General features: G+C 61.2%; 15 protein-coding genes. 8 read left to right on the forward strand and 7 right to left on the reverse strand.

Translation table 11 applies throughout. The annotated features are described in order from the left end of the window. Positions 1-379: 379 nt before the first annotated feature. The 3 genes from holA to leuS form a co-directional block, all read right to left on the reverse strand. Positions 380-1,402 (reverse strand): DNA polymerase III subunit delta, encoded by a 1,023-nt coding sequence (holA, locus tag A3OQ_RS0103305; RefSeq protein ID WP_020173933.1) that lies wholly within the window; start codon positions 1,400-1,402, stop codon positions 380-382. Continuing rightward, on the reverse strand, positions 1,402-1,956 hold the full coding sequence (gene lptE / locus A3OQ_RS0103310) for an LPS assembly lipoprotein LptE (RefSeq protein ID WP_152428307.1): 555 nt from the start codon (positions 1,954-1,956) through the stop codon (positions 1,402-1,404). The genes holA and lptE overlap by 1 nt, the downstream gene beginning before the upstream one ends. Positions 1,957-2,032: 76 nt before the next feature. Next, complete coding sequence (gene leuS, locus A3OQ_RS0103315; protein WP_020173935.1) at positions 2,033-4,666, reverse strand: leucine--tRNA ligase; 2,634 nt, start codon at positions 4,664-4,666, stop codon at positions 2,033-2,035. A gap of 186 nt (positions 4,667-4,852) precedes the next feature. Between leuS and A3OQ_RS0103320 the strand changes: the two genes are divergently transcribed. The 5 genes from A3OQ_RS0103320 (at position 4,853) to A3OQ_RS0103340 (ending at position 8,021) form a co-directional block, all read left to right on the forward strand. After that, positions 4,853-5,515, forward strand: coding sequence for a YggS family pyridoxal phosphate-dependent enzyme (locus A3OQ_RS0103320; RefSeq protein WP_020173936.1), 663 nt, complete (start codon positions 4,853-4,855; stop codon positions 5,513-5,515). 7 nt (positions 5,516-5,522) lie between these two features. Continuing rightward, on the forward strand, positions 5,523-5,930 hold the full coding sequence (locus tag A3OQ_RS21220) for a hypothetical protein (RefSeq protein WP_020173937.1): 408 nt from the start codon (positions 5,523-5,525) through the stop codon (positions 5,928-5,930). Between the two features lie 31 nt (positions 5,931-5,961). Next, the gene (locus A3OQ_RS0103330; RefSeq protein WP_020173938.1) at positions 5,962-7,023 is read left to right on the forward strand and encodes an SDR family oxidoreductase; all 1,062 of its coding nucleotides are present in this window, start codon (positions 5,962-5,964) and stop codon (positions 7,021-7,023) included. 189 nt (positions 7,024-7,212) lie between these two features. Then, positions 7,213-7,629 carry a DUF805 domain-containing protein gene (locus tag A3OQ_RS0103335; RefSeq protein ID WP_020173939.1) on the forward strand — a complete coding sequence of 139 codons (417 nt, stop codon included), beginning with the start codon at positions 7,213-7,215 and terminating at the stop codon, positions 7,627-7,629. A 110-nt stretch (positions 7,630-7,739) separates the two neighbouring features. Then, positions 7,740-8,021: a hypothetical protein gene (locus tag A3OQ_RS0103340; RefSeq protein WP_020173940.1), complete on the forward strand. Its 282-nt coding sequence runs from the start codon at positions 7,740-7,742 to the stop codon at positions 8,019-8,021. Between the two features lie 111 nt (positions 8,022-8,132). Here A3OQ_RS0103340 and mutS read toward each other — a convergent pair whose 3' ends face one another. Next, positions 8,133-10,856 (reverse strand): DNA mismatch repair protein MutS, encoded by a 2,724-nt coding sequence (gene mutS / locus A3OQ_RS0103345; protein WP_020173941.1) that lies wholly within the window; start codon positions 10,854-10,856, stop codon positions 8,133-8,135. Positions 10,857-11,048: 192 nt separating this feature from the next. Next, entirely contained in the window at positions 11,049-12,983 is a 1,935-nt protein-coding gene (locus A3OQ_RS0103350; protein WP_152428575.1) for a potassium transporter Kup, read from the reverse strand. A gap of 245 nt (positions 12,984-13,228) precedes the next feature. Between A3OQ_RS0103350 and hrpB the strand changes: the two genes are divergently transcribed. Both hrpB and A3OQ_RS23345 read left to right on the forward strand, forming a co-directional pair. Beyond that, on the forward strand, positions 13,229-15,709 hold the full coding sequence (hrpB, locus tag A3OQ_RS0103355) for an ATP-dependent helicase HrpB (protein WP_020173943.1): 2,481 nt from the start codon (positions 13,229-13,231) through the stop codon (positions 15,707-15,709). 77 nt (positions 15,710-15,786) lie between these two features. Further along, entirely contained in the window at positions 15,787-16,233 is a 447-nt protein-coding gene (locus A3OQ_RS23345; protein ID WP_020173944.1) for a flavodoxin family protein, read from the forward strand. Here A3OQ_RS23345 and A3OQ_RS0103365 read toward each other — a convergent pair. Both A3OQ_RS0103365 and A3OQ_RS0103370 read right to left on the reverse strand, forming a co-directional pair. Then, positions 16,206-16,523 carry a TfoX/Sxy family protein gene (locus A3OQ_RS0103365; RefSeq protein WP_020173945.1) on the reverse strand — a complete coding sequence of 106 codons (318 nt, stop codon included), beginning with the start codon at positions 16,521-16,523 and terminating at the stop codon, positions 16,206-16,208. The two genes, A3OQ_RS23345 and A3OQ_RS0103365, sit on opposite strands and share 28 nt — an antisense overlap. 25 nt (positions 16,524-16,548) lie before the next feature. Continuing rightward, entirely contained in the window at positions 16,549-18,615 is a 2,067-nt protein-coding gene (locus A3OQ_RS0103370) for a M3 family metallopeptidase (protein ID WP_040580518.1), read from the reverse strand. Between the two features lie 146 nt (positions 18,616-18,761). Here A3OQ_RS0103370 and A3OQ_RS0103375 point away from each other — a divergent pair, with 146 nt between their 5' ends. Continuing rightward, entirely contained in the window at positions 18,762-19,049 is a 288-nt protein-coding gene (locus A3OQ_RS0103375; protein WP_341872091.1) for a type II toxin-antitoxin system RelE/ParE family toxin, read from the forward strand. Positions 19,050-19,052: the final 3 nt, after the last annotated feature.

Below are 19,052 nucleotides of genomic sequence, written 5' to 3' on the forward strand. Positions count from 1 at the left end.
AAAATACCGAGCTCATCACATTTCGCCATTCATCCAACGGCGGGCATTTTCGGCGAGGCGGATACGCTTTTGTCAATGATCGCTTCGCGACCGCCCAAGGCGGCGAGCCACGCAGATCAGTTTACGCAATCTGCGTAAACTTATCTGCGTTGCGATCATTGACCAAAGCGATCCGCTCGCCATGCTCGCCGCCAAGAGATGAATGGCCCATCGTGAATAACAATGAAGCACATGCCTCTCAACCGTCATGCGCGGTACCCGGATCAAGTCCGGGCATGATCCGCGCATCCAGGAACGCGGTTCGGCACAAGGTGCCACTACCTTTGTCAGCGGTGCTTGGATGGCCGGGTCAAGCCCGGCCATGACGGCTGTGCTCTACTCACGCCGCCTGCCGCGATGCGGCCAATGCCACCGCCCATAGCGCGCGCACGGCCACCACTTCCGCCAGACGCGGTTCGCGCCGCACCTTGCCGATCGCTTCCGCAAGGCCCGCGATCGCGCGCGCCAGCCGCGCCGAGGTCCAGTTCCGCATCTGGCGTTCCATCGCGGCGGCGCGCCCATAGGTGCTGCGCGCCTTCATCTCGCCGCCTGCCGTATCCGCATTCTCATATTCGAGCCGCGCGCGATGCAGGCTGATCGCGTGACGCAAGGCCATAGCCAGCAACATATTGGCATCGCCCCCTTCGCCGAAGACGCGCGCCGCCGTCTCCTCGACCGCTTTGAATTGCCCGTCGAAGGCGCCGTCGATCGCGTGATCGAAGACGAGCGCCGAGGCGTCGGAGACCACGGCCGCGATATGGGCGAGCCCGACATGGTCTTCGCCATGCGCATAGAGCAAAAGCTTATCGAGTTCCGATCGCGTCGTCAGCCTGTCCTGGCCGAGCAGCGACACGAGCAGGGTTTTGGCGCCGGCGTCGATCGCAAGCCCGGCCTTTGCGACTTCGCTGTCGATCAGATGCGCGACGTCCTTGGCCGAATCCGGATAGCATTCGATCGCGGCGGCATTCTTGTCGCGCTCGCACAGGCGGCGCAGCGGCGACTCGCGCTTGAGACCGCCCGCTTCGATCACGATGGTGCAGGCGTCGGGCGGCGTCGCCAGCAGCGGATCGAGCGCCGCGTCGAAGGCCTTGCCGCCCGCTTCGATCAGGACAGCTTTGCGGCCGCCGAAGAGCGGCAGCGTATAGGCTTCATCGGCGAGCCGCAGCGGATCGCCTGCGAGTTCGTCGCCGCTCAGCCGCGCCAGTTGAAACGGATCCTTGGGATCATCGACCGCCTGGCTCACGATGCGGTGTACGCGCTCGGAGATCAGGCCCGCGTCGGTTCCGAAGACGAGAAAGACGAACATATGCGCCGGAGGGCGCGCCAGAAAACGGTCGGCCTCGTAGCTCTTGACCGCGACCATCAGGACTTTGGAACGACGACCGGCGCAGGTGCCTGCGGTGGCGCCCCGGCTGCGAAAATGGCCGCGATCCGGGTGCGGATCTGATCGGCGAGCCGTTCCGCGTCGCGGATTTCCGCATCGCGCGCGGCGCGCACGCTGGCAAAGCGCTGGGTCGTGCGGTCATAGCTCGCAACGACTGTCGCCGAATCCTTGTAGATCGGCGGCCCGCCGGTCGCGTGCTCCAGGCGGAAATTTGCCGTAACAAGCACATTGGCGGCGCTCGCCTGGCCGGTGACCGTGTCGACCAAAGGCGTTTGCGTGCTTTCCGACAGGCTCACGAAAAGACGGTAGCGCGGCGGAACCCGCGAACCAGTTCCATTAAAGCCGAAGATCAGCTCATTTTCCAGATAATGGCCGAGCCGGTCGCCGATCGGCTCGATGGAAACGGCCTGCATTTCGGTGGCGACGCTGCCGCCGCCATCTGCCAAAGGCCCGTAAAGCGGCTGGATGCAGCCGGCGAGCGGCGCAGCCAACAGAAACAGGCCGAAAGCCCATAGGGCTTTTTTGGAGCGCATCGGATTCATCCGAAACCCGCATCGCTGGCGATCTATCGCGACAGCGAGATCGCGAGGTACTTTTCGGTCCGATGCTCTAGCCGACGACATTCACGATCCTTTGCGGGACGATGATGATTTTCTTCACCGGACGGCCCTCCAGGGCCTTTTGCACAAAATCGAGCGCCAGGACGGCGGACTCGATCGCCGCCTGATCGGCGGTGCGGTCGATCACGAGATCGCCGCGCTTCTTACCATTCACCTGCACGGGCAGGCTTATCACATCTTCGACGACAAGGGCAGGCTCGGCAATGGGCCAGGCCGTCTCGGCAACCAGCACCTTATGACCGAGCCGCGCCCAGCATTCCTCGGCGAGATGCGGCATCATCGGCGCAAAAAGCTGGACCATGATGTCGCCCGCCTCCCTGAAGGCAAATCTTAGATCGTCTGAAATCTCAGGTGTTTCAACCGCGCCGACGGCGGCCGAGACCTTATTGGCGAGATCGTGGACCTGAGCGATCGCGCGATTGAACCGCAACCGGTCCAAATCCTCGCCGACCTTGATTAAGGCCCCGTGAACCGCCTTGCGAAGCTCCATCGCGGGGGGAGAAAACACCGTGGGCTTGGGTATATCCGGGGCCGAGGCCAGCTCCGCCAGTTCGCCGGTGAGCCGCCATAGCCGCTGCAGGAATTTCGAAACGTTCTGAGCACCTTCCTGGGTCCAGATCACATCGCGCTCGGGCGGCGAATCGCTGAGCATGAACCAGCGCGCGGTATCGGCCCCGAAACTTTCGATGATCTCGTCCGGGTCGACGACGTTCTTTTTCGACTTCGACATTTTCTCGATCGGGCCGATCTCGACTTCGGCGCCATTATTGTCGAGCCTGAAGGCCTTGCGCCCCTCCGGCGTCTGCTCGATCCGCACATCGGCGGGCGCGACCCAGGCGCCGTCCAGGCCCTTATAGGTTTCGTGAACCACCATGCCCTGCGTGAAGAGGCCGGTGAAAGGCTCCTTCAACTCGTCGGCATGATTGGTCATCCGCATCGCGCGGGTGAAGAAACGCGCATAGAGCAGATGCAAAATCGCGTGTTCGATGCCGCCTATATATTGATCGACCGGCATCCAGCGGGAAACCGCCGCGGCATCCGTCGGCTCGGCTTGGTCCTTCGGGTCGGTGAAGCGCAGAAAATACCAGGACGAATCGACGAAAGTATCCATCGTGTCGGTTTCGCGCCGGGCCGGACCGCCGCAGATCGGGCAGGCGACATGTTTCCAAGTCGGATGCCGGTCGAGCGGATTGCCGGGCTGATCGAAAGTGACATCCTTCGGCAATTCGACCGGCAGATCCTTTTCAGGTACCGGGACAACCCCGCAGGATTCGCAATGGATGATCGGGATCGGGCAGCCCCAATAGCGCTGCCGCGAAATGCCCCAATCGCGCAGGCGGAAGTTGATCTGGCGCTTCGCAATGGGGCGGCCATCGAACACCGCCGCCTCGAGCCGTTTCGCAACTTCTTCCTTGGCCTCGGGAATCGAAAGCCCATCGAGAAAGCGGGAATGAAAGAGCGTGCCTTCGCCGTCATAGGCCTGCGTCGTGATGACGAAACTCGCGGGATCGGCGCCGGGCGGCAGGATCACCGGCTGATTGCCGAGCCCGTAAGTATTGGCGAAATCGAGGTCGCGCTGGTCATGCGCGGGACAGCCGAAAATGGCGCCCGTGCCATAATCCATGAGCACGAAATTCGCGACATAGACCGGCAGGCCCCAGTTGTCATCGAAAGGATGGCGGACCTTCAGCCCCGTGTCATAGCCCTTCTTTTCGGCCGTCTCGATCGCCGCCACCGACGTGCCGCGATGGCTGCACTCGATGATGAAATCCTTCAGCGCCGGATCACTCTCGGCAAGCTTCTGCGCCAGCGGATGATCCGGCGCGATCGCCAGAAACTTGGCACCGAAAAGCGTGTCCGGCCGTGTGGTGTAGACTTCGAGTTCCCGCGTATCGACAGCCGGGCCCGGCACGAGCTCGAAGCGCACCAGCAAGCCTTCGGAGCGGCCAATCCAGTTCTTCTGCATCAGCCGGACTTTTTCCGGCCAATGCTCGAGCGTATCGAGCCCGGCGAGCAAATCATCCGCTTGCGCCGCGATCTTCAAGAACCATTGCGTCAGCTCGCGCTGTTCGACGAGCGCGCCGGAACGCCAGCCGCGTCCGTCGATCACTTGCTCATTGGCAAGCACGGTATGATCGACCGGGTCCCAATTGACCTTCGCCTGTTTGCGATCGACAAGCCCCGCGGCCAGAAAATCCAGAAACAATTTCTGCTGATGCTTGTAATAGGACGGATCGCAGGTCGCGATTTCCCGCGTCCAATCGATGGAAAGCCCCATCGATTTCAACTGCGTCCGCATGGTCGCAATATTCGCATAGGTCCAATCGGCCGGATGGCTCTTGTTCTGCATCGCCGCGTTTTCGGCAGGCATGCCGAAGGCGTCCCAGCCCATCGGATGCAGCACCATGAAACCCTTGGCGCGCTTATAACGGGCGATGACGTCGCCCATGGCATAATTGCGCACGTGCCCCATATGGATGCGGCCGGACGGATAGGGAAACATTTCAAGGACGTAGTATTTTGGCCGCGCTGCATCGGTGCCGGTCAGAAAGGTGCCGGCCTCATCCCAAAACTTTTGCCATTTGGGTTCCGCTTCGCGGGCGTTGTAGCGCTCCGATTCCATGTTTAAGTGTCGATTCTTAGATGGGAAATGCCAGATTGAACCGGGTAAACAGCATCATTCGGCCGAGGGGTCAAATGTTTCGCGGCGGCGCAATATTACCTGGAATTCCGGCCGCCCTCATGCTGAGGAAGCCGCGAAGCGGCTGTCTCGAAGCGCGAGGGCGTAGCAGCCTGAAGGAGCTGAGACTTGAGCAATAGCGCCGCCCAATTGGCAGAGGTGCGGGAGCGGCTTGCCCGCGCCGCCCGGGACACCGGCCGTGATCCGGCCGAAATCACCCTCGTCTGCGTCTCCAAAACCTTCGGCCCGGAGGATATAAGGCCTGTGCTCGCTTCGGGGGAGCGGCATTTCGGCGAAAACCGCGTCCAGGAGGCGGAGGAGAAATGGCCCGCGCTCCGGACGGACTATCCTGATCTCGAGCTTCACCTGATCGGCCCCCTGCAATCGAACAAAGCGCGGGAGGCGGTCGCCCTCTTCGACGTGATCGAGACGGTCGACCGGGAGAAGATCGCCGAAGCTCTGGCAAAGGAAATCAAGCGCACGGGCAAGCATCCGAAGCTCTATGTCCAGGTGAACACCGGCGCCGAACCGCAAAAGGCCGGAATCCTGCCGGAAGACGCCGACGCTTTCATCAAAACCTGCCGCGAGACCTATGGGCTCGAAATCTCAGGTTTGATGTGCATCCCGCCGGTCGACGACCAGGCCTCGCCGCATTTCGCTTTGCTGAATAAGATCGCCGCGCGCAATGGGATCAAGATTATGTCGATGGGCATGAGCTCGGATTTCGAGCTCGCGATCCAGCTGGGTGCTACTCACGTGCGGGTCGGGACCGCGATTTTCGGGAAGAGGTAAAGCACCCATGCGCTGCACGGTTTTATTCATTGGCATATCTACTTTATGCGCGGCTCTTTTGAAGGCAGGGCTTGATGTCGCAATAGCGTCGCCACAACTGCAAACGCCTGTCTGGCCCGACAAGGATTATCCGCCACTCGTATCAGCGAACAGATTATTTGAAGCTGTCCACCAAGCCTGTCCGCAACAGGGCTGGAATGAGCATTTGCTTTCGCACACCGAGGAAGGTCCATGGAATCGTGTGGCCGATAGCCTCACACCGGCCGAGAACGCGGCCATCGAAAAGGCTCAGGAGCAATGCGACGCAGGCCTGTCTTGCCCGGCGGATACGAGGTTCGGCATGGAAGTGGAGATGGGCTACCTTCACGAACTTGTGCAAGCCATCTGTTCGCAGAGAGCGTCACCCGACTGGTAAGATCACCGCGCAATAAAAATAGGAGATCATTATGACCGATACGGTCTTGATCGCCGGCGCGAGCGGCATCGTCGGCAGCGCCGCGGCTGAGGTCTTCAGTCAAGAAGGCTGGAGCGTGCTAGGCCTTGCCCGCAAACCCATCGCGCAACAAGGCGTGACGCCGGTCGCCGCCGATCTGCTCGATCCGGCATCGCTTCAGGCCGCAGTCGCCGGATTGAAACCCACCCAAGTCATCCTGTCGAGTTGGCTGCGGCAGGCGACGGAGGCGGAGAATATCCGCGTCAATTCAGCCATGGTGCGCAATATCCTCGACGCGCTTCGGCCGGCACAATCGGTGCGCCATGTCGCCCTCGTCACCGGGCTCAAACATTATCTCGGGCCGTTCGAGGCCTATGGCAAAGGCACGTTGCCGCAAACGCCTTTCCGGGAAGATCAAGCCCGGCTCGACATCGAGAATTTCTACTATGCGCAGGAAGACGAAGTCTTCGCCGCGGCGGCGCGCGACGGTTTCGCTTGGGGCGTTCACCGGCCGCATACGATCATCGGCAAGGCCGTCGGCAATGCGATGAATATGGGCACGACGCTCGCCGTCTATGCGACGATTTGCAGAGAGACCGGCCGGGCCGTCCGATTCCCAGGAAGCGCGACGCAATGGAACAGCCTCACCGATATGACCGATGCGCATTTGCTCGCTCGGCATTTGCTTTGGGCGATGACGACACCGGCCGCCGCCAATGAGGCCTTCAATGTCGTCAATGGCGATGTCTTTCGCTGGAAATGGATGTGGCCCCGATTGGCCCATTGGTTCGGCATAGAAGCGGAAGAGTTCGACGGCGTGGTTCGTCCGCTCGAGCAGCAAATGGCCGATGATGCGCCCATTTGGCGCGATATCGCGACACGTCATCATTTGGTTGAACCGGATATAGACCGGCTCATCTCGGCGTGGCATACGGACGCCGATCTCGGCCGTCCGATCGAAGTCGTCACCGACATGACGAAGAGCCGGAAATTGGGATTCGCTCTCTACCAGCCGACTGATGAGGCCTTCTTCGCCTTGTTCGACCAGTTGCGGCGCGAACGGCTGATTCCCTGAGCAGGGTAGAGGATGCAAGCCTCTCGAAGAATGGCCAAGAGCGCGACCGCCCTCGTCCTTCGAGACGGCGGCTTCGCCGCCTCCTCAGGATGAGGGCTTTCTTGCCATATTACATTCCGCCGAGGTTGGTTGCCGCCATTCGGCGCCGCACATAAAGTCTCCATGGCTTCAATGTGAATCGGGCCAGTCTTGGACCTCATCCCAATCCTCTTCAGCATCACCGGCCGCCTGGACCGCGGCCGGTTTTGGCGCGCGGTGCTCGTCTCCATCTGCGCCTGGATCCTCATCTTCCTCGTCGCGGCCGGCATTGCCTTTATCTTCGGCGCTCAGCGGGCCGTTCTCAATGCCGGGATTCTGCCGCTGCTCGTCAGCACCCCCATCGGCATAAGGCGGCTGCACGATCGCGACAAAAGCGGCCGATGGCTCGTCGTCTTTTATGGACTGCCGCTGCTTTTTGGGTACATCGCGGATACGACCGATATCGGCGTCGAATTCCTTCTGTCGCTCGCGAGCACAGCGATTGCGATCTGGGGATTCATAGAGCTCGGCTGCCTGCGCGGGACAGAGGGGCCCAATCGATTCGGGCCCGACCCGCTCGCAAGCTAGATCGGATAATTCTTGCACCTTCCCCTCACCTTTCGAGACCGCCCCTTTCGGGGCCTCCTCAGGATGAGGTAAACTTGGTTCGAACGAGCGATGCGAAGAAAGCGCGATAGATGATCGAAGATGATGACGAAGACGAAGAAAATATCGAGCACGGCATTTATCGCGTGACGCATATGCTTGTGACCGGCGGCGAGCGGCGCAAGGTCGAAAGCGATTTCATTCTGATGGACGATAGACTTCTTCTCGTCCTCGAATGGATCAACCGTCCCGAAGGCGATCTTTGGCCGAGCCTGACCTTGCCGCTTGACGAAGAGCTTCTCGACGAAGATCCCGACCGGCCAGGCAAGTTTCTCTATTCCGGCGAGCTCGTCGATCCCCGCAAAGTGCAATGACGCCGCCAGAGATAGAGCCCTCATCCTGAGGAGCTTGCGGAGCAAGCGTCTCGAAGGACGAGGGCGATACGCTCTTGGCTCATCCTTCGAGACGGCGGCTTCGCCGCCTCCTCAGGATGAAGGTTTGCGCAGCCCCTTAAGCTTATAAAGCGCTTCCAACGCCTCTCTTGGGCTCAGCGCGTCGGGGTCGAGCGCATCGAGCGCGAGATTGAGAGGATCAGGCTTTGGCGCTGGCGCAGGCGGTTCCTCGCGCACGGCGAACAAAGGCAGATCCGCCACGAGCCGCTCGACCGGCATATGCCGGTCGCCCGCTTCAAGTTCGGCCAGCAGAATTCTTGCGCGTTCGACGACAGCGCCCGGCAAGCCTGCGAGCTTTGCCACCTGAATGCCGTAGGAGCGATCCGCCGCGCCCGGCAAAATTTCATGCAGGAAGACCACCTCGCCGTTCCAATCGGCGACGCGCATGGTGAGATTGGTGAGGCGTGGCAGCCGCTTTGCCAGATGCGTCAATTCGTGAAAATGCGTCGCGAAGATCGCCCGCGAGCGGTTCTTCTCGTGCAGATGTTCGATCACGGCCCAGGCGATCGACAGACCGTCGAAGGTTGCCGTGCCGCGCCCGATCTCATCGAGGATCACCAACGAGTTCGCGGTCGCCTGATTGAGGATCGCCGCCGTTTCGACCATCTCGACCATGAAGGTCGAGCGGCCGCGCGCCAGATCGTCGGCCGCGCCCACACGGGAAAACAGCCGGTCGACGATGCCTATCTGCGCTTTCGAAGCAGGAACAAAAGCGCCCATTTGCGCGAGCACGGCGATCAACGCGTTTTGGCGGAGATAGGTCGATTTGCCAGCCATGTTCGGGCCGGTGATGACGGCGATGCAGCCGCCCTGGCCGGACCCCGAGAGATCGCAATCATTGGCGACGAAGGCTTGGCCCGTAGCCGCAAGTGCCGCCTCGACGACGGGATGACGCCCACCTTCGATCACGAAAGCCTGCGAAGCCTCAATGAGAGGACGCGTCCAATTTCGCGCGGACGCCAGCTCCGCCAGCGCGGTGGACACATCGATCGCAGCCAGCGCCGCCGCGAGATGTTTGATCGCAACCTCTTCCGCCAGTACAAGCGCCACGAGCCGGTCGAAGATCGAGAGCTCGACGGCGAGCGCCTCGTCGGCAGCGGACGCGATCTTGGCTTCAAGCGCGGCCAGTTCGCTTGTCGAAAAGCGCATGGCGTCGGGCATGGTCTGACGATGCACGAAAGTCGCGTTGAAGGGCGGCTGCAACAAGGCCTCGCCTTGCGTGCGCGGCACTTCGATGAAGAAGCCGAGAAAATGATTATGTTTGAGCTTGAGCTGCTTCGTCTGCGCCAATTCGCAATAACGCGCTTGCAGCGCTGCGATCACGCGGCGGCTTTCATCGCGCAGCGCGCGTTGTTCATCCAGCGTCGCCTCATAACCCGCGCGGATAAAATTGCCGTCGCGCCGCTGCAAGGGAAGCTCATCGGCCAAAGCCTCCGTCAAAGCCGCAGCGACTTTCAAATCGACATCCCCGCATGCCTTTGCGGCTGACGCCAGTTCATCCGGCAAATCGGGCTTCGACAAAATCTCTCGCGCTAAAACCTGCGCAGCCTCGAGCCCGTCGCGGAGCGCTGCCAGATCGCGCGGGCCGCCGCGTTGAAGCGCGATGCGCGACAGTGCGCGGGCCAAATCCGGCACGGATTTCAGCCTCAAGCGGACCGCCGCGCGGAAATCATCCGCACCCACAAAAAACGCGACCGCATCGAGCCTTGCGTCGATCGCCTGCGTCCCGGTCAGAGGCGCCGCCAGCCGTTCGGCCAGCAAGCGGCTTCCCGCCGAGGTCAATGTGAGATCGATTGCAGCCAGCAGCGAGCCCTCGCGTGCGCCGGCGAGCGTGCGGGTCAATTCGAGATTGGCTCTGGTCGCCGCGTCGATCTCCATATGCGTGGCGCGCGTAAGGCGTTGCGGTAGATCGAGCGCGGGCCGCGCCGCGAGCTGGGTGCGCTCGACATAGAAGATCGCAACCGCCGCCGCGGCGCGTTCGACATCTGAAAATGCGCCAAGCCCATCGAGCGTGGCGAGCTTGAAATAATCCTTCAGGCGGCGTTCGGCATTTTGCGCCTCACCGACATCGCGGCCAAGCGGCGTCAAAGGCACACGTAGATCGGCGAAGAGACGCGCCGCGCGGGGCATGGCACAAATTCTCTCAGGCGCGACGATCTCGGACGGATCGATGCGGCTGATCTCGGCGCCGAGCGAGGCGTCCATGACTTCCGTCACGCGAAAGGCGCCAGTCGAAATATCGACCGCCGCGAGGCCGAACATCACATTGCCTTCGCCATCCTCGGCACAGGCCAAAGCCAAAAGGCAATTGGGCCGGCCGGGATCGAGCAATCTTTCTTCGGTGATCGTGCCCGGCGTCACGAGCCGCACGACATCGCGCTTGACGACGGATTTGCCGCCGCGTTTTTTGGCTTCGGCCGGGTCTTCGATCTGTTCGCAGACCGCGACGCGATGGCCCTTGCCAATCAACCTCTGCAGATAATCGTCGGCGCGCTCGACCGGCACACCGCACATGGGGATATCCTCGCCCTTGTGCTTGCCGCGCTTCGTCAAAACGATGCCGAGCGCGCGGCTCGCGATCTCCGCATCCTCGAAGAAAAGCTCGTAGAAATCGCCCATGCGATAGAAGAGCAGACTGCCCGGATGCGCCGCCTTGATCTCGATATATTGCGCCATCATCGGCGACGGCTTGGCCGCCTCGGGCTCAAGCGGATCAGCAGGCGCGGAGGAAGGCGCGGAGGCACGGCTTTTTCGCATGAGCGCAGACTAGCAAAGGGCGGGTGCTTCCGCATCCCGGTTCGCGAAGCTGTCTAGCGCGATCCAATGGGAAGTTTCATTTGCCTTCGTCGCGTCATGCGCGGACTTGATCCGCGCATCAGGCTCAGCCACAAAAAGCAAAGCGTTATGCTTGGATGCGCGGGTCAAGCCCGCGCATGACGGCTATTGTTTCTACACCGTCACCTGGGCGCCGAGTTCGACCACGCGGTCTGAGGGAATCGAGAAGAAGTCCGTCGCATTGGTCGCCTGTTTCGACAGGCCGATGAAGAGCTTGTCCTGCCAGGCCGGCATGCCCGAATTGGGCGAGGGTTTGATCGTGCGCCGCCCCAGAAAGAAGGACGTCGTCATGATATCGAACTTCATGCCCATTTTGCGCAGCGAGGCCAAGGCGGTCGGCAGGCGCGGGCTCTCCATATAGCCATAATGCAGCGTGATCGCGGTGAAATCCGACGACAGCGGCACGATTTCGCAGCGCTTTGACGGCGGCACGCGCGGCGTTGCCTCGGTCACGACCGACATCAGCACCACGCGCTCGTGCAAAACCTTATTGTGTTTCAGATTATGCATCAGAGCCGAAGGCGCGGCATCCGGCGTACTCGTCAGGAAGATCGCGGTACCCGGTACGCGGGTCGGCTTCGATGTTTCGAGCATGCGGATCAATTCATTGATCGGGATCGAATCGCGCCGCGTCTTGCGGGCGAGCAAGCCCGTGCCGCGCACCCAGGTCCACATGATGATCATCGAACAGCAACCGAGCGCCAATGGCATCCAGCCGCCCTCCAGAACCTTGGTAAGGTTGGCGGCGAGAAAGGCGCAATCGATGATGAGGAAGCCCGAGACCATAAGAGCCGCGCCCCAGAGCGGCCAATGCCAGCGCTTCCACACGACGACGAAGGCAAGCGCCGTCGTCACCAGCATGGTGCCCGACACGGCGATGCCATAGGCCGAGGCGAGCGAACTGGAACTCTTGAAGATGAATACGAGACTCAACACGCCGATCAGCAAAAGCCGGTTGACGCGCGGAAGGAAGATCTGGCCTTCCAGCATTTCGGATTTGTGCTGGATTTCCATGCGCGGCAGAAGGCCGAGTTGGATCGCCTGACGCACCAGGGAATAGGCGCCCGTAATCACGGCTTGGCTGGCGATGACGGTCGCGAAGGTTGAAAGGATCACGAGCGGCAGCAGCGCCCAACTCGGCGCCAGCAGATAAAACGGATTGGCAACGGCGGCCTCATTCGACAGAACCAAGGCGCCCTGGCCAAGATAATTCAAGGTGAGCGCCGGCAGGACGAAAAAGACCCAGGCGATTTGAATCGGACGCCGGCCAAAATGGCCCATGTCGGCGTAAAGCGCTTCCGCCCCGGTCACGGCCAGAAAGACGGAGCCCAATACCGCGAAACCCAAAAATCCATGGCTGAACAAAAACCGCAGGCCATGAATCGGATTGAAGGCATAGAGAATACGCGGCGCATCGCCGATATGGGTTATCCCCAAAATGCCGATGACCGCGAAGAAAACCACCATCACCGGGCCGAAGAAAGATGCGACCCGCGCCGTGCCATGGGTTTGTACCCAGAACACCGAGACCAGGATCAAGACGGTGAGCGGTATGACATAGGGCTCGAATTCCGGGGTCACGAGATCGAGACCCTCGATCGCCGACAGCACCGAAATCGCCGGCGTGATGATCGCATCGCCGGAAAACAGCGCGGCACCGGCTACCCCCAAGAAAAACACCGGCGCGGCCCGCCGCCCAAGCGCGCTTTGCGCCAGGGCCATCAGCGATAGGATGCCGCCTTCACCCTTATTGTCGGCGCGCATCAGGAAGAGCACGTATTTCGCCGTCACGGTGAAAAACAGCGCCCAAAGCAAGAGCGACACCGTCCCGATGATGCCCTCATCGGTAATACCGGCATTTTTGCTATGGATCAGCGATTCTCGCAGCGCGTAGAGCGGGCTGGTGCCGATATCGCCATAGACCACGCCGATCGATCCGACCGCCAAAGCGGTAAACGTCGGCTTTAACGGGGGAACGGCTGGGTGGACGGCTGTGAGCCCGTCCGCGACCGGCGGCGGGAGTTGATCTTGCGCGATCTGCGACGCCATCTTTTGTCCTTCGAGGGACTCTTGCGGCAACTTGAGAGCAAGGCTCATGAAGCGTCCGCGCGGAGGCATATAGCGTTTTTATATACGTTAGAGAAGGGGTCTCCTTTATCGGGGGCGATTGATCCCTATTGACCTTAATGCCGCATATGACGGTAGCTTAGCAGCACCATGTCCGGTCGCGCCCGAAATGCGCTTCGGTTCGAAATCCCGTTGTCCACCGGCATTCCACCTGTCATGCAGACTCCATGACTCTTTTTAGCCCCGCGCTTCCGATCGACGCGGTTTTGGACGAGATCGGCGCCTGCCTCACAGCAGGCCGGAACGCCGTCCTTGTCGCGCCGCCTGGCGCGGGCAAGACGACGCGGGTGCCGCTGCACCTTCTCGCCGCTCCCTGGATGGCGGACCGCAAGCTGATCCTGCTCGAACCCCGGCGGCTCGCGGCTCGCGCGGCGGCCGAACGCATGGCATCGACACTCGGCGAAAGGGTGGGCGAGACGATCGGGCTCCGCATGCGTCTCGAAGCGCGGGTTTCGGCCAAAACCCGCATCGAAGTGGTCACCGAGGGCGTTTTCGCCCGCATGATTTTGAACGACCCGGGCCTCGACAAGATCGCGGCGGTTCTCTTCGACGAATTTCACGAACGCTCGCTCGACGCCGATCTCGGCCTGGCGCTAGCGATCGACGTGCAATCGGGCCTGCGCGACGATCTGCGCGTTCTTGTCATGTCGGCGACCTTGGATGCCGCACGGGTTTCGACGCTGCTCGGCTCCTGTCCCACCATCGAAAGCCTGGGGCGAAGCTTTCCGGTCGAGACCATCTATCTCGGCCGCGATCCGCGCGAAAGAATCGAAGACGCTGTCGGAAGGGCGACCATAAGAGCCATGGGAGAAACGGAGGGCTCGGCTCTGGTCTTCCTGCCGGGGCAAAGCGAGATTCGCCGCGTCGCCGCGCTGCTTGAGCCACGATATGCAGGAACCAATGTCGAGATCGCGCCGCTCTATTCGGCGCTTGATAAAAGGGCGCAGGATCAGGCCATCGCGCCAACCGACAAAACCCGACGCAAAATCGTGCTTGCGACCTCGATCGCGGAGACGTCGCTCACGATCGAAGGCGTGCGCATCGTCGTCGATGCCGGGCTCGCGCGCGTGCCGCGCTATGAGCCGGATACGGGCCTGACGCGGCTTGAAACGCAACGGGTCTCGCGCGCGGCAGCCGATCAAAGGCGCGGGCGCGCCGGACGCACCGAGCCAGGCTCTTGCTACCGGCTCTGGGAAGAAGCCGCGACCGGCTCATTCGCGGCTTTCGCAACGCCGGAAATTCTCGCAGCTGACATGTCGGGCCTCGTGCTCGATCTCGCCTCCTGGGGCGTGCGCAATCCGGCCGAAGAGTTGCGCTGGCTCGATCCGCCGCCGCAACCGGCCTTGATCGAAGCGCGCGCACTCTTGCAGGCGCTTGGCGCGATCGAGCCCGACGGCGCTCTTACCGATCACGGCAAGGCGATGAGCGGCTTGGCTCTGCCGCCGCGCCTCGCGCATATGCTGATCAAGGCGGCCGAGAGTGGCGAAGGTTGGCTGGCTTCCGAGATCGCCGCCATTCTCGTCGAACGCGGACTTGGCGGCGACGCGGCAGACCTGACAATCCGGCTCACGGAATTTCGTCGCGACCGCTCGCACCGCGCGGAGGACGCACGGCATCTTGCGCAAAATTTCGCCCGGCAAGCGGGTGCGGGACGACAGATCGCAGGCGACATTTTTCGCGCCGGAGCGCTGCTCGCTTTGGCCTTCCCTGAGCGCATTGCCAAGGCGCGCGGCAAGCCGGGCGAGTTTCTGCTCGCCAATGGCCGCGCCGCCGCCGTCGCGCCGCATGATCCGCTCGCGCGCGAGCCTTTTCTCGCCGTGGGCGAGATAGCGGGTAAAGCCGGCGCCGCGCGCATCCTGCTCGCCGCGCCTTTGAGTCTCGAAGATTTTGAGGCGGCGGCGGGAGCGCGGCTCGAAATGAAGGAAGAGCTTTCGTTCGATCAGGCGCGAGGGGCTCTCACCTTACGAAGGCAAAAGCGCGTCGGCGCCATCGTGCTCGCCGAGCAAAATCTTCAAGTCGTGCCCAATGCCGATACAGCACTGCTGTTGGCAGATGGCATCGCCCGGCGCGGCGTCGCGCGCCTGCCTTGGACAAAAGAACAGATCCAATGGCGTGATCGTATTTCATTTCTGCGCCGGCATGAAGGCGAGGCATGGCCGGATGTCTCGGATGATGCACTCGCGCAAAATGCCAAAACCTGGCTCGCACCCTATCTCACCGGCAAGATCAGTCTTGCCGACATCAAAGCTGACGATCTGCACGCAACGCTTGAAGCGCTTCTGCCTTGGGACATGAAGAAACGGCTTGAGGCCGAAGCGCCCACGCATTTCACAACGCCCGCTGGGTCGCATATCGCGGTGGATTATGCAGCCGAACAAGGACCCACGCTCTCCGTGCGCGTGCAGGAACTCTACGGGCTTTCGACTCATCCGGCGCTGGCCGGCGGGCGTGTGCCGTTGACGCTCGAGCTTTTATCGCCGGCGCATCGGCCGATTCAGATTACGCGCGATCTGCCCGGCTTTTGGCGCGGCTCCTGGGCCGCCGTGAAAACTGAAATGAAGGGACGCTATCCCAAACATCTTTGGCCCGACGATCCCGCCGCCGCGCAGGCGACGACACGGGCCAAGCCGCGAAACACTTCCTTTTGAAGTCCTCGATGATCGAAGTCATGCGATAGACGCACAAGATGCTCACTATGAGCAAGTCCTGATCAAGGAGACTGATAATGAGTTTTGTCGCGATCGTTTATTTCAGCGGCTACGGCCACACGGCCAAACAGGCAGACGCCGTCGCGGAAGGCGTGAAAGCAGCGGGCGCTGAACTGCGAGTCTATCGCATCAGCGACGCCGGCGATCTGCCCGAAGGCACCTTGGAAGAATTGAGCGGCGCCAGCGCGATCATCTATGGAAGCCCGACCTATATGGGATCGGTCGCCTGGCAGTTTAAAAAATTCGCGGACGCGTCGTCGAAAGTCTGGTTTGTCCCGGCCATCCACGTAGCAACTTTGATGATACCTTCAATAAGCAGCGATATCCCGGCGTGGATGCCCGGCACAAGGCCGGGCATGACGGTCAGCTTATGGTCATCTCGAAGGGCGAGGGCGGTTTATTTCGCGGGTGCGCGCAACGCTGGCGATCTATCGCATCAGCGAGATCGCAATGCCGCCTCGTAAGCCAGCCGCACCCAACGCGCCATGATGTCGGGATCGTCGAAGGCATCTTCCGGGATGGACCAATAAGGCATGTTGATCGGCTTGCCCTTCTTGCCCTCATAGAACCAGCGCCGCGCACCGGCCGCTTCGAATTCGGGCGCGCTGATCGCATCGGCTTTCAAAAGCATCTCGTCGCGCACTTCGACGGCAACGATGAGCCCCTTGTGATAGACGCCCTTGCCGCCGAACATACGCTTGATGGTCACCGGCCCGAGCGCGGAAAACATCTCCTCGATCTCGATCGTGTCCATGGCCCGTCCGTAATGCGATCAGCTTTTAAGAGTTCGACGGCGCCAGCAATCCGCGCTTGCGCAGCAGCGGTTCCGGCGTCGGCGCACGGCCGCGGAAGGCTTCGTAGGCTTCGTCCGGCGCACGGCTATAACCCGCCGAATAGACGAAATCATGCAGCTTCTTCGCGGTTTCGGAATCGAAGATGTCGCCCTTTTCCTCGAAGGCGTCGAAACCATCGGCATCGAGAATTTCCGACCACATATAGCTGTAATAGCCGGCCGAATATCCATCGCCCGAGAAGATATGCTGGAAGTGTGGCATGCGATGGCGCATCACGATGCCTTTCGGCATGCCGAGCCTTGCCAGTTCTTCCGCCTCGAAGGCTGCGATATCGATATCCTTCGACTCCGCTGCGAGATGCAGATCGAGATCGACCAGCGCCGAGGCGGTGAATTCGACGGTCGCGAAGCCCTGGTTGAAGAGCCGCGTCGACAGGAGTCGCTCCAGCAGCGGTTCGGGCATGGGCTCGCCGGTCTTATGATGCACGGCGAATTTGCGCAGGATCTCCGGGCGGTCCAGCCAATGTTCGTAAAGCTGTGACGGGAATTCCACGAAATCGCGCGCGACATTGGTGCCCGAGATCATCGGATAGGTGACGTCCGACAACATGCCGTGCAGACCGTGGCCGAATTCGTGAAACAAGGTCCGCGCATCGTCGAAGGAAAGAAGACACGCCTCGCCCGGCGCAGGCGGCGCGAAATTCAAGCAATTGACGACGATCGGCAGGCTGCCGCCGTCGATCTTATATTGCTCGCGGAAATTGCTCATCCAAGCGCCGCTGCGCTTTGAACTCCGCGCATAATAATCGCCGAGGAAAAGCGCGATATCCTTGCCCTCGCGCCGGACGGTCCATGCGCGCGTGTCCTTGTTATAGAGTGGAATATCGTGACGCTCAATGAAGTCGAGGCCAAACAGCCGGTTCGCCGTATAGAACACGGCCTCGATCATCTTATCGAGCTGCATATAGGGCTTCAGCTCGCTCTCATCGAGATCGAATTCGGCCTTGCGGCGGCGCTCGGCGTAATAGCGCCAATCCCATGGTGCGATTTCGAAATTGCCGCCTTCGTCTGCGACCATTTTTTGCAAGGCAGCTTCCTCGGCGAGCGCCTGCAGGCGTGCGGGCTCCCAGACCTTGTGCAAAAGGTCGAGCGCAGCTTGCGGCGTCTTTGCCATCGTGTCCGACAATTGAAAATCGGCATAGGTCTCAAAACCCATGAGACGGGCGCGTTCGGCGCGCAGTTTTACCGTCTCGGCGGCAATGGCGCGATTGTCGGTGGCGCCGCCGCCTTCGCCGCGCGCGGCCCACGCACGAAACGCCTTTTCGCGCAGATCGCGCCGCGCCGAGAATTGCAAAAAGGGCTCGACGCTCGAACGCGACAGAGTGATCACATATTTGCCCGGCAGATCGCGCTCGACTGCCGCAGCGGCGGCCGCTGCCACAAGCGACTCGGGCAGACCGATCAGATCGGCCTCGCTTTCGAGCACGAGCGTGAAGGATTTCTCGTCGGCGAGAACATTCTGGCTGAATTGCGTGCCGAGTGCCGCGAGCCTTTCGCCGATCGCGGCGAGCCGCGTCCGCGCGTCTTGCGGCAGGCCCGCACCCGCCCGCTTGAAGGTCACGAAATAGCGTTCGATGACACGTTTCTGTTCGTCGGATAAGCCAAGCGCGTCGCGCTGCGTGTGAAGCGCCTCGACCTTGCGGAAGAGCTTTTCATTTTGATAGATCGCGCTGCGGTGACGCGAAAGCAAAGGCGCGATGTCGCGCTCGATCGCATCCAGCGTGTCGTCCGTATCCGTGTTGGTAAGATTGAAGAAGACCAGCGATACGCGCTCGAGCGCGCGGCCGCTGCGCTCCAAAGCCTCGATCACATTTGCAAAGGTCGGCGGCTCCGTTGAATCGGCAATGGCGGCGATCTCGGCGCTTTGTTCAGCCAAAGCCGTATCGAAAGCCGGGCGGAATTGCTCCGCCTTCACGAGATCGAAGGGCGGCGCGCCGAAAGGCCCCGTCCACGGGGCGAGAAGGGGGTTTTGCTCCTGGCTGGCTTGCGTCATGACATGATGATCCGGGTGAATGATTTCTCGTGTCATATATAGTATCGGCCCGGCAAATGACCGAAGAATCTCTTTGGTCCAAACTTCCTGCCGCGCGTTTCCAGTTGACATTTGTAGCTTAAAAGCTACAAATAGCCCTGACCGATATCAGGCAGACCGAAACTTATGCGAGATGGTTTCGCCGATTGAAGGACACGGGCGCCAGAGCCCGTATTGATATCCGTATTCGGCGCCTCTCACTCGGCAATCCAGGGGATGTGAAACCGGTCGGGAGCGGGATCAACGAGATGCGCATCGATTATGGCCCTGGTTACCGAGTTTATTATATCGAGAGAAGCGCGACGATCATCCTTCTTCTCTGCGGCGGCAACAAAAGCACTCAAGCGACAGATATCAAGGAAGCAAAGAGGCTCGCGTCGGAATTGGAGGTTTGAACC

This window comes from Methyloferula stellata AR4, from assembly GCF_000385335.1.
GTDB classification, from domain to species: domain Bacteria; phylum Pseudomonadota; class Alphaproteobacteria; order Rhizobiales; family Beijerinckiaceae; genus Methyloferula; species Methyloferula stellata.

What these genes read in the sequence shown, in the direction of transcription:
- holA (WP_020173933.1), bottom strand. Translation starts at nt 1,402, where the DNA reads ATGGTCGCGGTCAAGAGCTACGAGGCCGACCGTTTTCTGGCGCGCCCT.
- lptE (WP_152428307.1), bottom strand. Translation starts at nt 1,956, where the DNA reads ATGCGCTCCAAAAAAGCCCTATGGGCTTTCGGCCTGTTTCTGTTGGCT.
- leuS (WP_020173935.1), bottom strand. Translation starts at nt 4,666, where the DNA reads ATGGAATCGGAGCGCTACAACGCCCGCGAAGCGGAACCCAAATGGCAA.
- A3OQ_RS21220 (WP_020173937.1), top strand. Translation starts at nt 5,523, where the DNA reads ATGCGCTGCACGGTTTTATTCATTGGCATATCTACTTTATGCGCGGCT.
- A3OQ_RS0103330 (WP_020173938.1), top strand. Translation starts at nt 5,962, where the DNA reads ATGACCGATACGGTCTTGATCGCCGGCGCGAGCGGCATCGTCGGCAGC.
- A3OQ_RS0103340 (WP_020173940.1), top strand. Translation starts at nt 7,740, where the DNA reads ATGATCGAAGATGATGACGAAGACGAAGAAAATATCGAGCACGGCATT.
- mutS (WP_020173941.1), bottom strand. Translation starts at nt 10,856, where the DNA reads ATGCGAAAAAGCCGTGCCTCCGCGCCTTCCTCCGCGCCTGCTGATCCG.
- A3OQ_RS0103350 (WP_152428575.1), bottom strand. Translation starts at nt 12,983, where the DNA reads ATGGCGTCGCAGATCGCGCAAGATCAACTCCCGCCGCCGGTCGCGGAC.
- hrpB (WP_020173943.1), top strand. Translation starts at nt 13,229, where the DNA reads ATGACTCTTTTTAGCCCCGCGCTTCCGATCGACGCGGTTTTGGACGAG.
- A3OQ_RS23345 (WP_020173944.1), top strand. Translation starts at nt 15,787, where the DNA reads ATGAGTTTTGTCGCGATCGTTTATTTCAGCGGCTACGGCCACACGGCC.
- A3OQ_RS0103365 (WP_020173945.1), bottom strand. Translation starts at nt 16,523, where the DNA reads ATGGACACGATCGAGATCGAGGAGATGTTTTCCGCGCTCGGGCCGGTG.
- A3OQ_RS0103370 (WP_040580518.1), bottom strand. Translation starts at nt 18,615, where the DNA reads ATGACGCAAGCCAGCCAGGAGCAAAACCCCCTTCTCGCCCCGTGGACG.